Here is a 19,566-nt window from a genome sequence, read left to right on the forward strand (position 1 = left end):
TTTTTGTTTAACGTTTCAACAACTTGAAACCTGAAACAAAGAAAACCAGAAATTAAATTTTTAAATTATATTTTCTCTGCCATTTCCAAAGCCGTATTCAACGCTCTTAATTTATTATACACTTCCTGCATTTCGCTTTCTTCGTCAGAGCTGGCAACAATTCCGGCTCCGGCTTGGCAATGCAATTGATGATTTTTGCTCAGGAAAGTCCGAATCATAATCGCGTGATTAAAGTTCCCTTCAAAATCCATGAATCCGATTGCGCCTCCGTAAAAATTACGATTTGTTTTTTCGTAATCCTCAATTAATTGCATGGCTCTGTGTTTTGGTGCACCGCTTAAAGTTCCGGCAGGAAAAGTATCGGCAACCACCTGCATAGTGGTTGCTTTATCGTGTAATTGTCCCGTAACTTTTGAAACCAGGTGAATCACGTGTGAGAAAAACTGAACTTCGCGGTATCTTTCTACATTTACGGCATGGCCGTTTCGGCTTAAATCGTTTCTGGCCAAATCGACCAACATCACGTGTTCGCTGTTTTCTTTTTTATCTTCGGATAGTTTTTTTGCTAATTCAGCATCTTTTTCATCATCACCGGTTCTTCTAAATGTTCCGGCAATTGGGTGAATTTCGGCTTTTCTGTGTTTTACGATGATTTGTGCTTCTGGTGAGGATCCAAAAATTTTAAAATCACCATAATCAAAAAAGAATAAATACGGAGAAGGATTGATACTTCTCAATGCACGATACACATTAAATTCATCTCCTTTAAAACCTTGTGTAAAACGACGTGATAAAACCAATTGAAAAACATCGCCGCGGAAACAGTGTTTTTTGGCTAAAGCCACATTGTGTTTAAATTCATCGTCGGTTAAGTTAGAGAAACCTTCGCCTTCTTTTGTGAATTTATACGAAGCAATATTTCTGGATTGTAATAATTGTTCTATTTCAGAGATATTGTTTCTTCCATCAACACTATGACAGAAAATATATGCTTCGTTTTTAAAATGATTGATGGCAATAATGTTTTGATAAACCGCGTAAAATACATCCGGAATTAAAGTGGCACTGTCTTTTTTTGCAATTTCAACCTTTTCGAAATAACGAACAGCATCATACGAAATATATCCAAACAAACCATTATTGATGAATTTAAAATCATTTTTCTCTGATTTAAACTGACCTGAAAATTCCTGAATTACTTCTGGAATATTAGTTGAAGCATCAATTGAAATTTGCTCTGTAGTTCTATCAGGGAAAGTTTTAGAAATGATTTCGTTTTCGATTTTAATCGTTGCAATCGGATTGCAGCAGATGTAGGAGAAACTGTTGTCATTTCCGTGATAGTCGCTGCTTTCAAGCAACAAACTATTTGGAAATTTATCCCTGATTTTAAAATAAATACTAACCGGCGTAATGGTGTCTGCCAGAATTTGTTTGTAGTGCGTGTTTAGTATAAAAGGTTTCAATGTATTTCTTTTTTTTAATTTGTAATGTTTGTTGTTCATTTGATTTAAGACCAAAAAAAAAGGCTTGTCGTGATGACAAGCCTTTTATATTTATAGTTTTACAGTACCATAGGAAGCTTTGTTCACGACGTTTGACGTAAATTCTTCCACCACCAAGTATTGTTCATTGTAATTTTCATAATCTCATTTTGATATGGCAAATATATAAATGTAATTTGAATTAGAATACATTAAAACTAAAAAAAAAAAATACTTAATTCGTAAATTTGTTAAATTTTAATTTAAAAGAATGTTTTTTAGTCGCTTAATTGCCACTTGCAACAGTATTGTTTACGTTCATTCTAAAATCAGGATTCCCTTTAATATTAGGCATTGCAAACAAATTACTATTTTTAATTTTTGTAAATTCTAAAGCATTTTCCGGTTTGTTATAGTAATTCTTAATTCCGGAATTGTTACTGGCTGATTCGCTGGTAATTTCACCATTGCAATTGTTAACAATCAAATTTTTGAAGGTAATTTTAGACAAATTAACGTCTCCATTTCCAATATTCCCTTCTAATAAAGCAAAAGGAGTAAAGCCGGAAATAATACTGTTTGATAAGTTAAAAAAAGTATTTTCTTTAATATGTAATGACTCTCTTACCAAACCCTGATTGTTTTCTTCCAGATTTACCAATGTGATATTGTTGGCGTTTATTTTGGTCATTTTCTTGGTCATATCGGTGTTTTCAATTTTGTCATACGAATCTACTTCAAAACATCTTGAGCCGGAAATATCTGAAGAAAAAGGATGGCGGATAGCAATACTGTTACTGATATTGATTTGTGCCCCTTGTGTAAAATCAAAATCATCATCAGTAGTTCGGTATGAAATTAAATTATTCATATTTATATCGCCGCCATAACATTCAAAAGAATCATCATTAGAGTAACTGATCTGAATGTTGTTTAAAATTGTTTTTCTGCCAACTCCGGCTAATGAAAGTCCGTTAAGTTCCTTTGCAGCACTTAATTTTCTTCCTGAATATTCAATACGGACATATTTTAAAATTCCGGAATTGTCTTCGGGATCCTGACCTCCGTAATGGTTGAGTAGTGGATCTAAATCAAAAGGCAGTGTATTTATACCTCCTAATTTATTGATTGGTGCTTTGCCAAGAACAATAATTCCACCCCAATCTCCTGGTCTTCTTTCTGTTGTTTCTTTATTGGAAGTGAAAATTATGGGATCTGTTTCTAAACCTTCTGCCATAATTTTTGCTCCGTTTGTAATTACCAAGGTGCCACAAGTTTTATCGTCACCTCTAATAATTGTTCCGGGTTCTATTGTGAGGACTGCATTATTCGTTACATATACAATACCTACTAATTGATAGGTGTTTCGTTTGGTTAGTTTAGTGTCTTTATCTATTGTACCTGCTATTATATTTGTAGCCTCGTTGTATTCTATTTTAGCTGGATTAAAATTGGTCCAGTTGTTCATCCAGTTTGAGGTTCCGATTATTCCTTTTTGTTGTTGTGCCTGAAGAAAAAAAGTTGATAAAAGTATTATAATTGTGATGTGTATTTTTGTTTTCATAACTATCATTTTTGATTCCTAGTTTTGTTTTTTTAATGAAGTCAAAATTAGATGCCAAATGTTAATCAAAATATTCTATTGTATTATGATAGCGTTAGATAATCTTTAAGAACGTTACTATTGTGTTTTTTGTCAGGTATAATATGTTTTTTATCGATCTTTTATAAAAAAAACAAACCCCAACAATCTAAATTGTTGGGGTTTCCTGAATTTCAAATTAGTAAGTCTGAAATATTAGAATTTTAAGGCTACAGTCAATTCGAAATCGTCATTGATAGTTTTATCTCCTAAGTTTTCGAAGAAATTACCAGAGTTGTATTTGATATCGTATTTAGTTCTGTCAACTTTAAATTCAGTTGTAGCTGTATTTCCTGCTACAGTGATGTCAAAAGTTACTGGTTTAGTAATTCCTTTGATAGTTAAATCAGCAGTTACTGTATAAACATCAGTTGCTTTAGCTCCAATAGTTTTGAAAACTAATTTTGCAGTTGGGAATTTGTCAGTTCCAAAGAAATCGTCAGCTTTCAAGTGACCATTCAATTTTCCTTGGTATTCTCCAGTTAAATCAGTAGAAGTTAAAGAAGTCATGTCTACTGTAAAACTTCCTCCCACTAATTTTTTTCCTTTGAAAACTACTGCTCCGTCTTTAAAGTTTACAGTTCCTGAGTGTTCTCCGGTTACTTTTTTACCTACCCATTTGATAGTACTTGCTTTTACGTCGATTTTCTTTGTTTGTGCGTTTACAGAAACGCTAGCCACTGCTAAGAATAATGCTATTGCAATTGTTTTAAAATTTTTCATTTTGTTAAAATTGATTTTGGATTAATAATAATTATATAGTGATAAATAATTCTTCTTGTGATTTTCTAACTTTTAAGTAGTGTTGTGTATCATCTTCTGTATGTCTGTAACCTACAGCTGCAATTACAGAGGCAGTTAAGCCTAATTTGTCTAAACCTAAGATTTCGTTAAAAGCAGCAGGATTGAAACCTTCCATTGGTGTTGCATCAATTTTTAATTCTGCTGCAGCACTTAGTAAATTTCCTAAAGCAATATAAGTTTGTTTAGCCGTCCAGATTTTCTTGGTGTCATCAGACATTGGAGTAATGGCTCCTTTCATATAGTCTCCAAAACCAGATAATGCTTCTGCCGGAACATTTCTTATTTTAGAAATGTTTTGAATATATCCATCAATATGTGAATCATCTACTGTTGTTTGGCTTGCAAAAACAAATATTTGCGAAGCATCAGTAATTTGAGTCTGACCATAAGCAGCCTCTTTTAATTTTTTTCTAATTTCAGGATTTTCAACAATTATTACTTTGTATAATTGTAATCCATAAGAAGATGCGCTTAATCTTACAGCTTCTTTGATGGTATTTAAATCAGCAGCAGAAATTTTTTTAGTAGCATCGTACTTTTTAGTTGCGTATCTCCAATTTAAATTGTCTAATAATGTACTCATAATATTAATTTTGTTGGGTTCGGTATTTTTCTAATAATATATTTAATAATTCTAATTCTTCAGGGCTTATATTGTTTGCAAATGTTTGCTCGTGCTCATCTACTTTTGGATCTAATTCTTTTAGTACATCTAAGCCTTTTTGTGTAATTGTAACTTCAATTTTTCGTCTATTATCAGGACAGACATTACGTGTAACATAATCTTTCAATAATAATTTGTCGACCAGGCGTGTTGTATTACTTGTTTTAGCGAGCATACGTTCCTGTATCACACACATGTTGGCTGGATTTCCTTTTTGTCCTCTTAATATACGCAGTACATTATATTGTTCTCCAGACAGATCATACGGTTTTATCAACTCGTTAAAATGATCCTGAATCACATTTTGCGTGTACATGATATTCAGAATAACTTTTTTCGCATTATCCATCTTAACTGTACTTTTTATAACCTCTTCAATTGTCATAGTCGTAAGTGTATAATTTGTATATACAAATGTATAACTTTTGATAGTTGTATATACAAATGTCGTGTTAATTTTTCGTTAATTCAATTAGCAAAAATTTTAGTTAGTGTAATTAGTGTGGGATCAAGAATAAAATTAGGTTATTTTTAAAAGTAAAGTATTAATTAATAGATATTTACTATTTTTTAAAGCTGTGAGTCATCATTGCAAAACCGCTATTATTTTATTATTTATAATAGCTTGCTTCTATCCCTCACGCGGCCATAGGAAATAAGAAACCCGACAAGTTTTAACTGTCGGGTTTAATTCGTAATCATAAACGGATAACTATTATTTTAGTTTTTTCTCGTATGCCCTTCGCGCTCCGCCTCTAAAATAGACTTCGCCACAATAAGTATACTCTAATTTGTCTATTATTTTTAGCATTGGAATATTGTCAAAATTAGTATCTACTTTGATACTGTAGACATTTTGCTGGATTGCTAAATTCTCTATTTTTTCAAAAAGTTTAGTAGCAATACCTTTACCTTTTGCCAATTTTGAAACTGCTACACGATGTACTACAACATAATTGCCATTAGAAAGCCATTTTCCTTCGATAGCTTCGTAAGCAGGTTCTATATCGAAAATAATGGCCGCATAACATACAATAGTTTCGTTTTCGGTTAGTACATATCCAAAACCATTATTGATATCGTTTTCAATCGAAAGTTTGTTAGGATAGCCGTCTTGCCACTGTGTACTCCCTTCTAAGCGTCTTTGTTCGATGGCATCTTTTATAATTTCCCAAATTTCAGGTACTTCTGAAAGATTTCCTTTTCGTAATGATAATTCTGCAGGTGTATTCATTTTTAGTGAGGCAATTTGTCTTTAATAAAACCATAAAACCATGTTCCGGCAATTGCACTAACTAAAGTCACCACAATTACACTAACTCCAGTTCCAATTTGAGCAAACAATGGACCAGGACAAGCCCCGGTAATTGCCCAGCCAAAACCAAATAGCAATCCTCCATAAATTTGCCCTTTGTTAAAAATCTTTGGCTGAATTTCGATTTTTTCGCCCTGAATGGTTTTAATATTAAATCGTTTAATGATCTGAACTGAAATTATACCCACTACAACGGCACTTCCAATTACGCCATACATAAAGAAAGATTGTAATTGAAACATTTCCTGAATGCGGAACCAGCTGATGATTTCGGCTTTTACGAATACAATTCCGAAAAAGATTCCAACTAAAAGATATTTAAAGTTCGATAATCCGGAATCTTTCAATTGGCTACCATTGATTCCTTCTGTATCGGTATTTTTGTTTTCTAAATGAGTCATTTTTAAAATTTTAAAGTGAGAGAATATATGGCAGAATCAAATTAGCCATCATAAAACCGCCAATCATAAAACAGATTGTCGCTACCAATGAAGGCCATTGTAAATTTGAAATTCCCATAATCGCATGTCCGCTCGTACAACCGCCTGCGTAACGTGTTCCGAAACCAACTAAAAATCCGCCAACGACAATCATGATAAAACCACGAAGAGTCAATAAACTTTCCCACGAAAAAAGTTCTTTTGGCAATAAACCAGAATTATCGGTTATTCCGTAAGAAGCCAATTGTGCTGAAAGCTGAGGTGTAATCTCAACCGGATTTGGATTGGCTAAAAAATAAGCTGCGATAACACCACCAAGGAAAATTCCGAAAACGAAAAATAAATTCCAGCTTTCTTTTTTCCAGTCGTATTTAAAAAACGAAATATCTGCCGGAATACAAGCTGCACAAATATGTCGTAATGATGAACTAATTCCGAATGATTTATTTCCGATAATTAATAATACAGGCACAGTCAGCCCAATCAGCGGACCTGCAATGTACCAAGGCCAAGGTTCTTTTACAATATCTATTATACTCATGTTTTAATATTAAATGTTTTTTTTACGATAGAAGTTACATAGTAATTATAAGCTGAAGTTTAAATCGCGCTGAACTTATATATGTTTAATCATTTTAAAGTTAAACACAGCTAAATTAAATGAACTTATAGCACTTATATGATTGAAAAATTATGTTCATGCTTTCAAAACTTTACTTTGGCAAACAAAATCAGATTTTGGAATAGATGTTTTTGCTATTGCTCCAAAACCTCCTTCAATTTCGGTAAAATTTCTGAAACCGCGAGCCTGCAAAATAGACGCTGCAATCATACTTCTGTAACCTCCAGCGCAATGCAGGTAAAAATGCTCATTCGGTTCGATGTCTTTTACCCAGTCATTAATAAAAGCCAACGGTTTGTTGTAAGCTTCGTCAATATGCTCTGCGCTATATTCGGTTTCTTTTCGAATGTCAATTACTATGTTTTGTTCAGGTCTGAATTCGTTTGCAAATTGCGCTGCTGTAATTCGGTGTACCGTATCGATTTCAAAACCAGCCTTTTCCCATGCTTCAAAACCGCCATCCAAATGCCCAATAATTGAATCGAAGCCCACACGGCTTAAGCGTGTAACAGTTTCTTCTTCCAAACCAACTTCGGTTACTAAAATGATAGGCTGTTTTACATTGGCAACTAAAGTGCCCACCCACGGAGCAAAATCGCCGTTGATGCCTATATTAATCGACTGCGGAATAAATCCTTTATAAAAATCGCCGTTTTTTCGGGTGTCTAAAATTAATGCTCCGGTTTCTTCGGCAACAGCCTCAAATTCTGTAACATTAATAGCTTTCATACCGTTATTTAAAACAGATTCAAAACTTTCATAGCCGTTTTTATTCATGGCAACGTTCATGCTGAAATAGGCTGGAGGAGGTAAAAGTCCGTCAGTAACTTCAGTAATAAATTCAGCTTCGGTCATATCGGCACGCAACGCATAATTAGTTTCTTTTTGATTCCCTATTGTTGAAACAGTTTCTTTGCTCATGTTTTTCCCGCAGGCACTTCCGGCACCGTGCGCCGGATAAACGATTACATCATCTGCCAAAGTCATAATTTTGTCTCGTAACGAATGATATAAAATTCCGGCCAGTTGATCTTGCGTCATTGAAGCTGCTTTCTGAGCTAAATCCGGGCGTCCAACATCACCTATAAATAACGTGTCTCCCGAAAAAACAGCATGATCTTTTCCGCTTTCATCAACTAATAAATACGTGGTGCTCTCCATAGTATGACCTGGAGTGTGCAAGGCTTTGATTGTAATATTACCAACTTTGAATTCTTGCCCGTCTTTGGCAATAATACATTCAAATTCAGGAGTTGCATTAGGACCGTAAACGATTGGTGCTTCAGTTTCTTTGCTTAAATCAACATGGCCTGAAACGAAATCAGCGTGAAAATGCGTTTCAAAAATATATTTCAACTTTACCTGATCACGTTCTAAACGATCCAGATACGGTTGAATTTCTCTTAACGGATCAATAATAGCCGCTTCACCATTTGAGGTAATATAATAAGCACCCTGTGCTAGACAGCCGGTGTAAATTTGTTCAATTTTCATGATTTAAAATCTAAAATAATGTTTGACAAAGGTAACTCTGTTTTTTTGGAAACTAAGTGACTAATGTTACAGAAATTTGACTTTAAAAAAAACGTTTGACTATTTTACCATATAAGTGATATAAGCAATTATAAGTTGGAGTTTAAATCATGCCGAAATTACATGAGCTCATATAATTTAAATGTGGAATATGTGTTTTTAAATCGCCCTCAAAATTAAATCTAATTCTTTAGGTTATATAGAAAAAAACGTTTGAGTGTTTTTAAAATATAAGTAAATTAAAAAGGATTCGGGATAATTAAACTTATAGGATCTAAATGTAAGCTGATGTATATGCGAAAAAGTAAAATGAACTTATATAACTTATATGGTGGAAAAAAAATCTACGTAATTTTACAACTTTACAAGAATAACAAATATGAACACAACAGACTTATTGGATCAAATTGCTTTTATAAAAGAAATTGATAAAGTCAAATACATTCAGCGAAAAACAAAACTCTTTAATAGCGATCGAAATGAAAACGATGCTGAACACAGCTGGCATTTGGCTTTGATGGCAATTGTACTGGCAGGACATTCAGACGAGCCAATTAATATTTTGAGAGTAGTTAAAATGGTTCTGATTCATGATATTGTAGAAATTGATTCTGGAGATGTTTTCATATATGACACACAAAAAAGCCACGATAATACTGATGAAGAACGATTGGCTGCGAATCGTATTTTTGGGTTGCTTCCAAAGAAACAAGCAGAAGATATGATCGCCATTTGGGAAGAATTTGTAGCGGGTGAAACCAATGAAGCCAAGTTTGCAAAATCGATAGACAGATTAGAACCTCTACTTCAGAATACTTCTAATAATGGAGGAACCTGGAAAGAATTTGATGTGCCTTATCAAAAAGTCTATGAAAAAAAGAGCGTTATAAAAGAAGGATCAAAAACATTATGGACTTACGCTGAAGGTTTGATAAACGATAGTGTTGCAAAAGGAATTTTGAAGAAGGAATGATACGTGCTGTCTGGCTGAGCGGAGTCGAAGCCTTTAGTAATGTCTAAGCCTTCGACTCCGCTCAGGGTGACATTAGTTTTAAAACTCATATAACTTATATGGTTTAAAACTTTACAAATTAACTCTTTTTTTAAGGTAGTAATTCGGGTTTTAATGGGTAAATTTGTGGGACTTCATAAAACAATTACGACTCTATGGAAGAAATGCTTTTTTATGACCGAATGCAATTCGCCTTCACCATTACTTTTCACTATCTTTTTCCACAACTTACAATGGGTCTTTCGCTGATCATTGTTTATTTCAAATGGAAATACTTAAAAACGAAAGACGAACAATACAATCACGCCACTCATTTCTGGATGAAGATTTTCGCCCTGAATTTTGCGATGGGCGTTGTGACCGGAATTCCGATGGAATTTCAGTTTGGAACCAACTGGGCTAAATTTTCTGAGTTAACCGGCGGTATTATTGGTCAGACTCTGGCGATGGAAGGCATGTTTTCTTTCTTTTTAGAATCTTCCTTTTTAGGAATATTTTTATTTGGAGAAAAAATATTAGGACATAAATGGCATTTTGTAACCGGAGTGCTTATTATGATTGGTTCCTGGGCAAGCGGATATTTAATTATTGCGACACATTCGTGGATGCAGAATCCGGTTGGTTATGAAATTCTCGAAAACGGAAAATTTGTCCTTACTAATTTTAAAGCACTGTTTCTGAATCCCTGGCTTTGGCCTTCTTATTTGCACAATCAGGCAGCTTCTTTGGTAACGAGTTCTTTTGTCGTAGCAGGAATTGGCGCTTTTTATATTTTGAGTCAGAAGAATGTTTCTTTTGGGAGATTGTTTCTAAAAACCGGAGTCATTTTCGGATTGATTTCAAGTATTATTGTTGCTGTTCCAACAGGGGATTTACTTGCTAAAAACGTGGTGAAATACCAGCCAGTGACTTTTGCAGCTATGGAAGGAATTTTTCATACCGAAAAGAAAGGTTCTGAAATTGTCTTAATAGGACAGCCCGATGTAAAAGACAAAAAACTCGATAATAAAATTGCTGTTCCTAATATATTGAGTTTTCTGACCTATGGAAACTGGAATCAGGAAATTAAAGGTTTAGACCAGTTTGAAGAAGATCTCCATCCAACGAATATTTCAGGATTGTATTATGCCTATCATATTATGGTGGGACTCGGAACCGTATTTATCGGTTTGATGGTTCTCGCACTTTTTCAATTGATTCGGGGCAAATTATATCAAACCAAATGGATTTTATGGTCGCTGATGTTTATGATGCCCTTTCCGTATATTGCCAATACAACAGGCTGGTACACTGCTGAATTAGGCAGGCAGCCATGGTTAGTTTACAATTTAATGCGAACAGCTTCCGGTGCATCACCAACGGTTTCTTCCGGGAATACCTTGTTTACCTTATTAGGTTTTATAGGATTGTATCTTTTACTCGGAATGCTGTTTTTACTTTTGATTGGAAAAATTATCAACAAAGGGCCTCATCACGTGGAGCTTTCAACAGAAAAAATATAGGTATGGAATTTTTTTGGTACGTAGTTTTAATGGGAATTCTAGCCGTTTATATAGTTTTAGACGGTTACGATTTTGGAGCAGGAATTATTCATTTGTTTTTTGCCAATACAGAAAAAGATAAAAAAGCAATCACAAACGCAATTGGTCCTTTTTGGGATGCCAATGAAGTTTGGATTATCGCTGCTGGTGGTGTTTTGTTTTTTGCTTTCCCAACTTTATACGCCTCTTCTTTTAGTGGTTTTTATCTGCCATTGATTATGATTTTATGGCTGTTGATTTTCCGGGCGATTGGATTGGAAATGCGTGGACAGGTTCATCATCCGATGTGGGAAGCAATTTGGGATAAGGCGTTCGGAATTGCGAGTTTGCTTCTGGCATTGTTCTTCGGAATTGCTTTGGGGAATGTTGTTCGCGGCGTTAATCTGGGAATGGTAGAGAACGGCGTTTCTACTCAGGAACCTCATTTTTTCTTTTTGCCCTTGTGGAATCCAACGTTTAGCCCGCAGGCAAATGAATTGGGAATTATTGACTGGTTCACACTTTTCCTTGGAATTGTGAGTGTTGTCGCTTTAACTATTCACGGAGCAAACTGGATTGTTTTTAAAACCAATTCGTCTTTAAATACACACCTTAAAAATGTAGTTTTTAAGCTGAATATTGTTCTGTTAATTTTAGTTTTTATTTCTTTGGGGATATGGCATTTTATCGAGCCTGAGCCATTTCGTAATTTTGTAGAAAACCCGATTTTGTGTTTTTTTCCTGTAATGACTTTTGTAGGTGTTTTAGGATTGTTTAAAGTACGTTCGTATAAAAAAGATGGTCTGGGATTTCTATTCTCCACTTTGTTTTTAGTGGGTGGATTTGCCTCAACAGCCGTTTCGATTTTTCCGAATGTTTTGCCTTCGACTAATAATGTAAATCCGTCCTTAACGATTTATAATACTGCTGCAGGAGAATATGGACTAAATGCGGGTCTGAGCTGGTTTTTTATCGCTTTGTTTTTGGTGATTGTATATTTTATTATACAATATCGCGTTTTTAGCGGAAAGATGGATGATGTTGGGTATGGGGAGCATTAAATGGTTTATTTTTTTTAACCACTATTTGAAAAAAATTTTACGGATTAATTATATGAATAGCCGTTAGTTAGTTTTAAAACACAAAAAAAACTAAAGGTATAACCATTCTGTAAGTACCCAAAAATATATTTTATAAGCTAAGTAAAATAAGATAAAAAAATAAAATTAAGTTCAGGTTTTTGTTAATTTTTCTAAGTATTTAATTACAACTATTGGTTATATTCTATAATTTGAGTTGTAAGAAAAAAAAGAAGGTAATGCTTAATATTGCGTATCTAAGAATTTTTACTGAAGATTTCCTGAAGGAAAATTTTACGCAAACTTTTATTATCATTTACTTATTATTATGTTCATAACAATTTTTACAAACGAGATTAAATTTCACTACAAATCTAAAAACTGGCAGTATCACTTTGATGAAATTAAAGAACTTGGACTGCTTAAAAAAAAGAAAAAATATTTTCTCGAAAATCTTGCCTTTATTACTGTAACTACCATAGCTTATTATTGTATGATTTTTTCGAGTCTGGTCGATTTATACTATATTATCCCAACGCTTTTGTGCTATACTTTTATTATAATCGCAAGATTGGATGAGCCATCAGAATTTGTATATTTCGTATTTGTAAAAGATATTTACAAAAAAGAAATAAGGATTAAAATTGCATCAAAAGACAGATTTCTCATAGGCAAACAGATAGATCATTACTTAGATTTTCAGTTTGAAAGAAATATAAAAAAGACTGCTTAAATAAAAAGAATTAAACATGTATTTATTCGGAATTTCTCATTATGATTTAGTTTTCATGATGGCAGCCTTGATGTATGGTTATTTTATCACTACAAAAAAAAAACAATGAACTACTGCATTACTATTCCTAACAATATGCAGTTTTAGAATATCCCAAATAAGGTATAGTTATGCTGTTAAAATTTTAATGGCGGGCTGTTTTAGTTATACCTGACTCCAAATCAAAAAAATATGCCCACAACAATTAAAAACAAAATCAAAAATATTAGAGAGTTAAAAAACTACACTCAGGAATATATGGCAGAAAAATTAGGTGTAACTCAGGCTGGTTATAGTAAAATTGAAAAAGGAAAGACTTCTTTGAGTTACGAAAAACTGGTCGAAATAGGGAAAATTCTTGATGTAAGTGTTGAAGATATTATCAGTTTTAATTACGATCGGTACTTTAATAATTTTAATAGAATCAACGGAAATAATAATGGAAGTATTTTGATTAACACAGAAAACACTTCTACATTAAAAGAACTTTACGAAGATAAAATCAGATTATTAGAAAAGCTTTTAAACAGGACAGAAATTGAGCTTGGACGTTATAAGGAAAAATATGGGGAAATCTGAAGTTACTCCAATTAAAATGCGTTCTGTTTTTGGCCCAAATTTACTTTTGGGCTATTTTTTTGAAATCTAAATATCATTATACTTTGGCGCGCGTTAGGGATAAGAGCGGGATCTCCCAATTTAGAAAAACAAGGCTTTTTCGCCGTAGTTTTTGTTAATTGGGAATATAGCGGATAGCCCGGCCGGAGGCAACGCCCGAAATAAATTTAAAAGAAAACTTCTTTGGTAATAATGTAGAATCCCATAACGAGTACAAACCAGCCAAAAAGCGGTTTTAATCTGGCTCCGTCGATTTTTTTGGAAAGCTGACTTCCGATTAACATTCCTAAAAGTGCCATTGCCGAAATGCCTAATAAAAAAGGATAATCTATTGGCGATCCTATGTATAAATCACCTACAAAACCTATTGTGGAATTGATCGTGATGATTAACAATGAGGTTCCAACAGCTTGTTTCATTGGTAATTTGGCGAAAAAGAGCAGCGCAGGAATAATTAAGAATCCACCTCCGGCACCCAAAAAACCCGTTACGATTCCGACTACGAAACCTATTAGACTTAATTGTATATAATTCGTTTCGGCTGCTTTTATTTCGGGTTGGTTTTTTCGAATCATCGAAATTGCTGCTGTAATCATCAATATAGAGAAGACTATCATAATAAGGAAGTCTTTTGAAACCGAATAAGATGCAATTGAAAATAGAGTGGAAGCAATTTGTGGAAAAATAACTTCGCGAATAATCAAAATGGATACTACAGACGGAACTGCAAAATACAAAGCAGATTTGAGTTTTAAATTCCCCATTTTGTGATGACTATAACTCCCCAACATTGAGGTTAAACCAACAATAAACAGAGAGTAGGATGTTGCCTGCTCCGGATTTACCTTGAATAGATATACTAAAATTGGAATTGTAAGTATAGAACCCCCTCCGCCAATCAGGCCCAGCGAGATACCAATTATGATCGAAGCAAAATAGCCTAAATATTCCATTGCAGTTGTTTTTATGCAAAGGTGGTTTGATAAAAAGAAATCTACAGTAACATTTATCACATATGATCTTTTTCTTGGTGTAATAAATTTTAACACATAGAAGTGTAGAATTGTTTTCTAAGTTTTGAGGTTAAAATAAATAACAAATTATTTACACAGAGCTATGTGAATTCATGCAAAGTAAAACGACTTTGATTGGATACTAAAGCTATGTTCCTATGTGTTAAGAAAATTTGCTATTTTCTATTTCAAAAGCTCAATTTGGTTTCGGTTTAATTTAACCAGACCACGTTGTTCCATTTTTTTAAGTAATCTCGAAACGACTTCTCGTGAGGTATTTAATTCGGATGCAATTTCCTGATGTGATAGATTGACTTCAGAACAGCCACAGGAATCTGAGTGACGTTTTAGATAAAATTCCAAACGTTCATCCATAGATCGGAATGCGATATTGTCCACGACTTCGAGTACTTCTTCGAAACGGCTGCGGTAGGTATCAATTACAAATTCGTACCAAGTTCTGTGTTCCATCATCCATTTATCCATCATTTGCAGGGGAATCATTATAACAGAAACATCTTCGATAACTTTGGCCATAATTTGGCTTTTTTCGCTTTTGGCGGTACAGATCATCGAGATTGCACAAGCTTGTCCGGGATGTAAGTAATACATTAGAAACTCACCTCCATCGTCACCTTCACGATAAATTTTGATTTTTCCTTTGGTAATCAAAACCGTATTTTTGATGTATTGTCCGGTGCGCATCAAAATAGTTCCGGCTTCGAAATCCTGATAGCTTCCATTTTCTTCAATAGTTTCGATTAGTTCGCTGGAGAAGTTAGGAAAGATGGCTTTTAATGAATTTTGCATTGGTAGTATTAGATTTTGTCAGTTTATCTCAAGTAGCGATACTCAAAGTTTCTCAACTAGGCTCGAACTGACATACGTTATTTGGCTTCTTTGTTTTATTAAAAAGAGTTTAAAGCTGTAATTTGCTGTAAAGATAAGAGATTGAAATGGTATAAATTGTGAGAAAACTATTTTTAAGACAGGAATTTCTAAAATGAAAAAAACCTATTTTCTATCGATTTTATAGGCTGATTTTTTAAAAATAGTAAGTAAATTTGTAAAACACTAACAATTTTACGTTCTCTAAAACGTTTTCTGAGAATAATAATCGAAATCGTATTTTGCACGTATTTTATGTAGTGAAAACCTTTAATTTTACAAAAAACACAATACTATGAATTTATCACAAGAAGATTGGGTTGCTCAGTTTCAGGCTGACGAAAATGCAGTAATACTAGATGTAAGAACTGAAGACGAGTTTAACGACGGCTATATTGAAAATGCTGTAAATATTGACATCAATAAAGGCCAGGCTTTTATTTATGAAATAGAAGAATTAGATAAAAATAAAAATTATTATGTGTATTGCCGTTCAGGAGCAAGGAGTGCAAAAGCATGTCAGATTATGAATGAATTAGGTTTTGAGAATGCCTATAATCTGCTTGGCGGAATTCTGAATTGGGAAGGTGATACCGTAAATCCATAAAAATGAAAGAGGCGATAAAGCCTCTTTTTTCATTTAAAACTATTAAATAACCAAACAAAAATTACCAAATTATGAGTTTTATACCCGAGGAATATCAATTTAACACCCTTATAAATCAAGATACCTATCTTGTAAACGGAGAATTAAAACAATGGACAGGACAAACTACGCCAGTCTTTTCTACAATATCATCTACTGAGAAATACACCCCAACATTACTTGGATCTATTCCGTTCATGGGAGAAAAAGAAGCTGCTGAGGTTGTTGAGGCAGCCGTTAGTGCATATGATAAAGGTCAGGGATTATGGCCAACCATGAAAGTGATTGATCGCATTAAATGCATGGAGAATTTCGTAAGACAAATGAAAGAGACCCGCGAAGAAGTAGTTAAGCTTTTGATGTGGGAAATTGGAAAAAACCTTGGCGATTCGCAAAAAGAATTTGACAGAACAGTAGAATATATTGAGGATACTATTGATAGCTACAAGGAATTAAACGGACGCAGTTCTAAATTCACGAAAGTTCAGGGTGTAAATGCAATGATTCGTCGTGGACCACTTGGAGTTGTTCTTTGTCTTGGACCCTATAATTATCCTCTAAACGAAACATTTTCATTATTGATTCCGGCTTTGATTATGGGGAATGCCGTAATTTTTAAACCTGCAAAACATGGTGTTTTATGCATAACTCCATTGTTGGAAGCTTTCAGAAGCAGTTTTCCAAAAGGGGTTATCAATATTGTGTACGGAAGAGGCCGAGAAGTAGCTTCGCCAATCATGAAATCAGGAAAAATTGATGTTTTAGCATTAATTGGAAACAGTAAGTCTGCTATTGCTTTGCAGGATCAGCATCCTAACAAAAACAGACTGCGTTTGATTTTAGGTCTGGAAGCTAAAAATCCGGCGATTATTTTACCGGATGCAGACCTGGATTTGGCTATTCAGGAATGTATTACCGGTTCATTATCTTTTAACGGCCAGCGTTGCACTGCTTTAAAGGTTTTATACGTACACGAATCAATTGCTGATGAATTTAATAAGCGTTTTTCAGAAAAAGTGGATGCCCTGGTGTTTGGAAATCCCTGGGAAAAAGGAGTTTCATTAACGCCGCTTCCTGAAGCAGAAAAACCTTCTTATATTCAGGGATTAATTGACGATGCTACAAGTAAAGGAGCAAAAATATTAAACGAAAAAGGAGGAAAACATTCTGAGAATTATATTTTTCCGGCAGTTCTATACCCTATAAATAAAGAAATGCGAGTGTACCACGAAGAACAATTTGGACCTGTAGTGCCAATTATTTCTTTCAGGGATATCAGTGAACCTCTTGATGATATGGCCGAATCAAATTACGGACAGCAAGTAAGTTTATTTGGAAAGGATATTAAAACACTGGCACCGCTTATTGATGCCTTGGTAAATTTGGTTTGCAGAGTGAACCTGAACAGTTCTTGCCAGAGAGGTCCTGATGCATTTCCTTTTACAGGGCGTAAAGACTCCGCGGTAGGGACATTGAGTATTCCGGATGCATTGCGTTCGTTCTCAATTCGTACGTTCGTGGCTTCAAAAGATATTGATTACAATAATGAAATTCTGCAAGAGTTATTAAACAGCAAAGAATCTAATTTTATCAATACGGATTATATTTTATAATTTTTAAGGTTATATATTCAATTTCAAAACCATCTTTTTCTTTTAGAGTAAGATGGTTTTTTCTTTTGAAGTGTAAAGAAAACTTGTTATCACTTATTTTTCTTATTGAAAGCATTTAAAAAAGTGTATAGTGTGTAGCAAAGTGTGTAAAAAGTATACATATAGAATAAGTCTGAATATTGTAATTTGCTTAATATCAGGTCTGGGTTGAAATGGCATGTGCCTTGCTAAGGGTAAATTGTATTAATTGTCTTCAAATGATAAAAGAAGATAATTATAAATAAGAGCCGATTTAGTTAGTAAATAATACAACCCAGAATGAAAAACGAAACAATTTACTCCAAACAATTTTATACCTCAGGCCTAAATGACACCTACAACGATGAACTTTCTATAAACAGTTCAATTTTTAATTTTCGTAGTAAATCAAAAAAACAGAAGAAAAGAACTGTAAATCTATTGAGTTTTGCAGTAATGGCGGGTAGTTTTTTACTGATGCTGACTGGAGCTTTTTTTGTTTTTGAATTTCAGGAAGACTTTGATCAGTTTCACTTCGAAAGAATAAATTCGACATGGGGATTTCCTTTTTTGATATTGACGGTTTTGTTATTCTTTTTTCAAACCAGTGTTTTTCTGTATAACTTATATCTGTATTTTCGCTATAAACCTATGGAGTCGGTTACAGATGATTTATTACCAACCTGTACTATAATCGTTCCTGCGTATAATGAAGGCAAGTTGGTTTGGGATACTTTATTAAGTCTTGCAGATAGTGATTTTCCGGAACAAAAAATGCAGATACTGGCTATTGATGACGGGAGCAAAGATGATACCTGGTATTGGATGCAGCAGGCGAAAATAAAATTAGGGGATCGTTTAACTATTTTTCAGCAACCTGAAAACAGAGGGAAACGTCATGCGCTTTACCGAGGATTTGAACTGGGGACCGGAGAGATTTTTGTAACAGTTGATAGTGATTCAATTGTAAAAAGAGATACGCTGCGAAATTTAGTTACCCCATTTGTTGTAAATGAAAAATGTGGTGCAGTAGCAGGAAATGTTCAGGTTTTAAACAATAAAAAAGCAATACTTCCAAAAATGCTGAATGTAAGTTTTGTAATGAGTTTTGAATTTGTTCGTTCTGCAGAAAGTATGCTGGGTTCTGTATTGTGTACACCCGGGGCAGCAGCAGCTTATAGAAAAACGGCCGTTTTTGGCTGCCTTTCAGAATGGATAAACCAAACGTTTATGGGCGAACCTTCTGATATTGGCGAAGACAGGGCGATGACTAATATGATACTAAAGCAAGGCTATAAAGTTTTATTTCAAAAAAATGCCGTTGTATTAACAAGTGTACCCGAAGAATATAAAGGTTTGTATAAAATGTTTATCAGATGGGGAAGAAGTAATGTGAGAGAAAATATTATGATGGCTAAATATGTTTTCAAAGATTTTAGAGATGAATCGAAGTTTGGTGCCAGACTTTTGTTTATAAATCAATCGCTTAGAATCCTTTTAACTTTTCCATTTTTACTATTTATGTTCTTTCTTATATTTACACATCCATTACTGTTTTTAAGTTCAACACTTTTAGGTATATTAATAGTGTCAAGTTTTCCGGTTATATTCTATGCAAAAAGATACAGCCTGTCAGAATCATTCTGGGCTTATTCATATAGTATTTTTTATACTTTTACATTGTTCTGGATCGCTCCTTATGCATTGGTTACAGCAAACAAAAGAGGCTGGCTGACTCGTGGATTAGCAGAAAAAAAATAAAATTTCTATAGTTATAAAAATTTAAAAAAGACAGTTATTATATTTGGCTGTTCAAAACGCAAAGTCAATTTGTTCCTTATGGAATAGATTGACTTTTTGTTTTAATGGTATCTAAAAATGAT

General features: G+C 33.8%; 19 protein-coding genes. 8 read left to right on the plus strand and 11 right to left on the minus strand.

Annotation, left to right across the window (positions count from 1 at the left end; all coding sequences use genetic code 11):
• Positions 1 to 65: 65 nt before the first annotated feature.
• From ACEN2I_RS01085 to ACEN2I_RS01125, 9 genes are all read right to left on the minus strand, one after another.
• Positions 66 to 1,466, minus strand: coding sequence for an anthranilate synthase component I family protein (locus ACEN2I_RS01085; protein WP_441764432.1), 1,401 nt, complete (start codon positions 1,464 to 1,466; stop codon positions 66 to 68).
• Between the two features lie 304 nt (positions 1,467 to 1,770).
• Positions 1,771 to 3,048, minus strand: coding sequence for a hypothetical protein (locus ACEN2I_RS01090; protein WP_441764270.1), 1,278 nt, complete (start codon positions 3,046 to 3,048; stop codon positions 1,771 to 1,773).
• Between the two features lie 234 nt (positions 3,049 to 3,282).
• Entirely contained in the window at positions 3,283 to 3,849 is a 567-nt protein-coding gene (locus ACEN2I_RS01095) for a YceI family protein (RefSeq protein ID WP_441764271.1), read from the minus strand.
• 31 nt (positions 3,850 to 3,880) lie between these two features.
• Positions 3,881 to 4,513, minus strand: a complete 633-nt coding sequence (locus ACEN2I_RS01100) for an NAD(P)H-dependent oxidoreductase (protein WP_441764272.1) — start codon at positions 4,511 to 4,513, stop codon at positions 3,881 to 3,883.
• Positions 4,514 to 4,517: 4 nt separating this feature from the next.
• Positions 4,518 to 4,979 carry a MarR family winged helix-turn-helix transcriptional regulator gene (locus ACEN2I_RS01105; RefSeq protein ID WP_441764273.1) on the minus strand — a complete coding sequence of 154 codons (462 nt, stop codon included), beginning with the start codon at positions 4,977 to 4,979 and terminating at the stop codon, positions 4,518 to 4,520.
• 330 nt (positions 4,980 to 5,309) lie between these two features.
• Positions 5,310 to 5,828: a GNAT family N-acetyltransferase gene (locus tag ACEN2I_RS01110; protein WP_441764274.1), complete on the minus strand. Its 519-nt coding sequence runs from the start codon at positions 5,826 to 5,828 to the stop codon at positions 5,310 to 5,312.
• Between the two features lie 2 nt (positions 5,829 to 5,830).
• Entirely contained in the window at positions 5,831 to 6,310 is a 480-nt protein-coding gene (locus tag ACEN2I_RS01115; RefSeq protein WP_441764275.1) for a DUF6691 family protein, read from the minus strand.
• A gap of 10 nt (positions 6,311 to 6,320) precedes the next feature.
• Positions 6,321 to 6,890, minus strand: coding sequence for a YeeE/YedE family protein (locus ACEN2I_RS01120; protein ID WP_441764276.1), 570 nt, complete (start codon positions 6,888 to 6,890; stop codon positions 6,321 to 6,323).
• Positions 6,891 to 7,046: 156 nt separating this feature from the next.
• Complete coding sequence (locus tag ACEN2I_RS01125) at positions 7,047 to 8,465, minus strand: MBL fold metallo-hydrolase (RefSeq protein WP_441764277.1); 1,419 nt, start codon at positions 8,463 to 8,465, stop codon at positions 7,047 to 7,049.
• A gap of 418 nt (positions 8,466 to 8,883) precedes the next feature.
• Between ACEN2I_RS01125 and ACEN2I_RS01130 the strand changes: the two genes are divergently transcribed.
• The 5 genes from ACEN2I_RS01130 to ACEN2I_RS01150 all read left to right on the plus strand — a co-directional run bounded on the left by ACEN2I_RS01130 (position 8,884) and on the right by ACEN2I_RS01150 (position 13,466).
• The gene (locus ACEN2I_RS01130; protein ID WP_441764278.1) at positions 8,884 to 9,477 is read left to right on the plus strand and encodes an HD domain-containing protein; all 594 of its coding nucleotides are present in this window, start codon (positions 8,884 to 8,886) and stop codon (positions 9,475 to 9,477) included.
• Between the two features lie 194 nt (positions 9,478 to 9,671).
• Positions 9,672 to 11,018, plus strand: coding sequence for a cytochrome ubiquinol oxidase subunit I (locus tag ACEN2I_RS01135; RefSeq protein WP_441764279.1), 1,347 nt, complete (start codon positions 9,672 to 9,674; stop codon positions 11,016 to 11,018).
• A 2-nt stretch (positions 11,019 to 11,020) separates the two neighbouring features.
• Positions 11,021 to 12,097 carry a cytochrome d ubiquinol oxidase subunit II gene (gene cydB / locus ACEN2I_RS01140; RefSeq protein ID WP_441764280.1) on the plus strand — a complete coding sequence of 359 codons (1,077 nt, stop codon included), beginning with the start codon at positions 11,021 to 11,023 and terminating at the stop codon, positions 12,095 to 12,097.
• 346 nt (positions 12,098 to 12,443) lie between these two features.
• Entirely contained in the window at positions 12,444 to 12,848 is a 405-nt protein-coding gene (locus ACEN2I_RS01145; RefSeq protein WP_441764281.1) for a hypothetical protein, read from the plus strand.
• 231 nt (positions 12,849 to 13,079) lie between these two features.
• Entirely contained in the window at positions 13,080 to 13,466 is a 387-nt protein-coding gene (locus ACEN2I_RS01150) for a helix-turn-helix transcriptional regulator (RefSeq protein WP_441764282.1), read from the plus strand.
• Positions 13,467 to 13,672: 206 nt separating this feature from the next.
• On the opposite strand, the gene ACEN2I_RS01155 is transcribed toward ACEN2I_RS01150, so the two are convergent.
• Both ACEN2I_RS01155 and ACEN2I_RS01160 read right to left on the minus strand, forming a co-directional pair.
• On the minus strand, positions 13,673 to 14,458 hold the full coding sequence (locus tag ACEN2I_RS01155; protein WP_441764283.1) for a sulfite exporter TauE/SafE family protein: 786 nt from the start codon (positions 14,456 to 14,458) through the stop codon (positions 13,673 to 13,675).
• 243 nt (positions 14,459 to 14,701) lie between these two features.
• Positions 14,702 to 15,328, minus strand: a complete 627-nt coding sequence (locus ACEN2I_RS01160; RefSeq protein WP_441764284.1) for a Crp/Fnr family transcriptional regulator — start codon at positions 15,326 to 15,328, stop codon at positions 14,702 to 14,704.
• A gap of 373 nt (positions 15,329 to 15,701) precedes the next feature.
• Between ACEN2I_RS01160 and ACEN2I_RS01165 the strand changes: the two genes are divergently transcribed.
• The 3 genes from ACEN2I_RS01165 (at position 15,702) to ACEN2I_RS01175 (ending at position 19,444) form a co-directional block, all read left to right on the plus strand.
• Entirely contained in the window at positions 15,702 to 16,013 is a 312-nt protein-coding gene (locus ACEN2I_RS01165; protein ID WP_441764285.1) for a rhodanese-like domain-containing protein, read from the plus strand.
• A 71-nt stretch (positions 16,014 to 16,084) separates the two neighbouring features.
• A complete protein-coding gene (locus tag ACEN2I_RS01170) occupies positions 16,085 to 17,665 on the plus strand; it encodes an NADP-dependent glyceraldehyde-3-phosphate dehydrogenase (protein WP_441764286.1) in 1,581 nt (526 codons plus the stop codon).
• 318 nt (positions 17,666 to 17,983) lie between these two features.
• Positions 17,984 to 19,444, plus strand: a complete 1,461-nt coding sequence (locus ACEN2I_RS01175) for a glycosyltransferase (protein WP_441764287.1) — start codon at positions 17,984 to 17,986, stop codon at positions 19,442 to 19,444.
• Positions 19,445 to 19,566 lie beyond the last annotated feature (122 nt).

Origin of the sequence: Flavobacterium sp. W22_SRS_FK3, from assembly GCF_052113665.1 — a bacterium.
In the GTDB taxonomy this organism is placed as follows: domain Bacteria; phylum Bacteroidota; class Bacteroidia; order Flavobacteriales; family Flavobacteriaceae; genus Flavobacterium.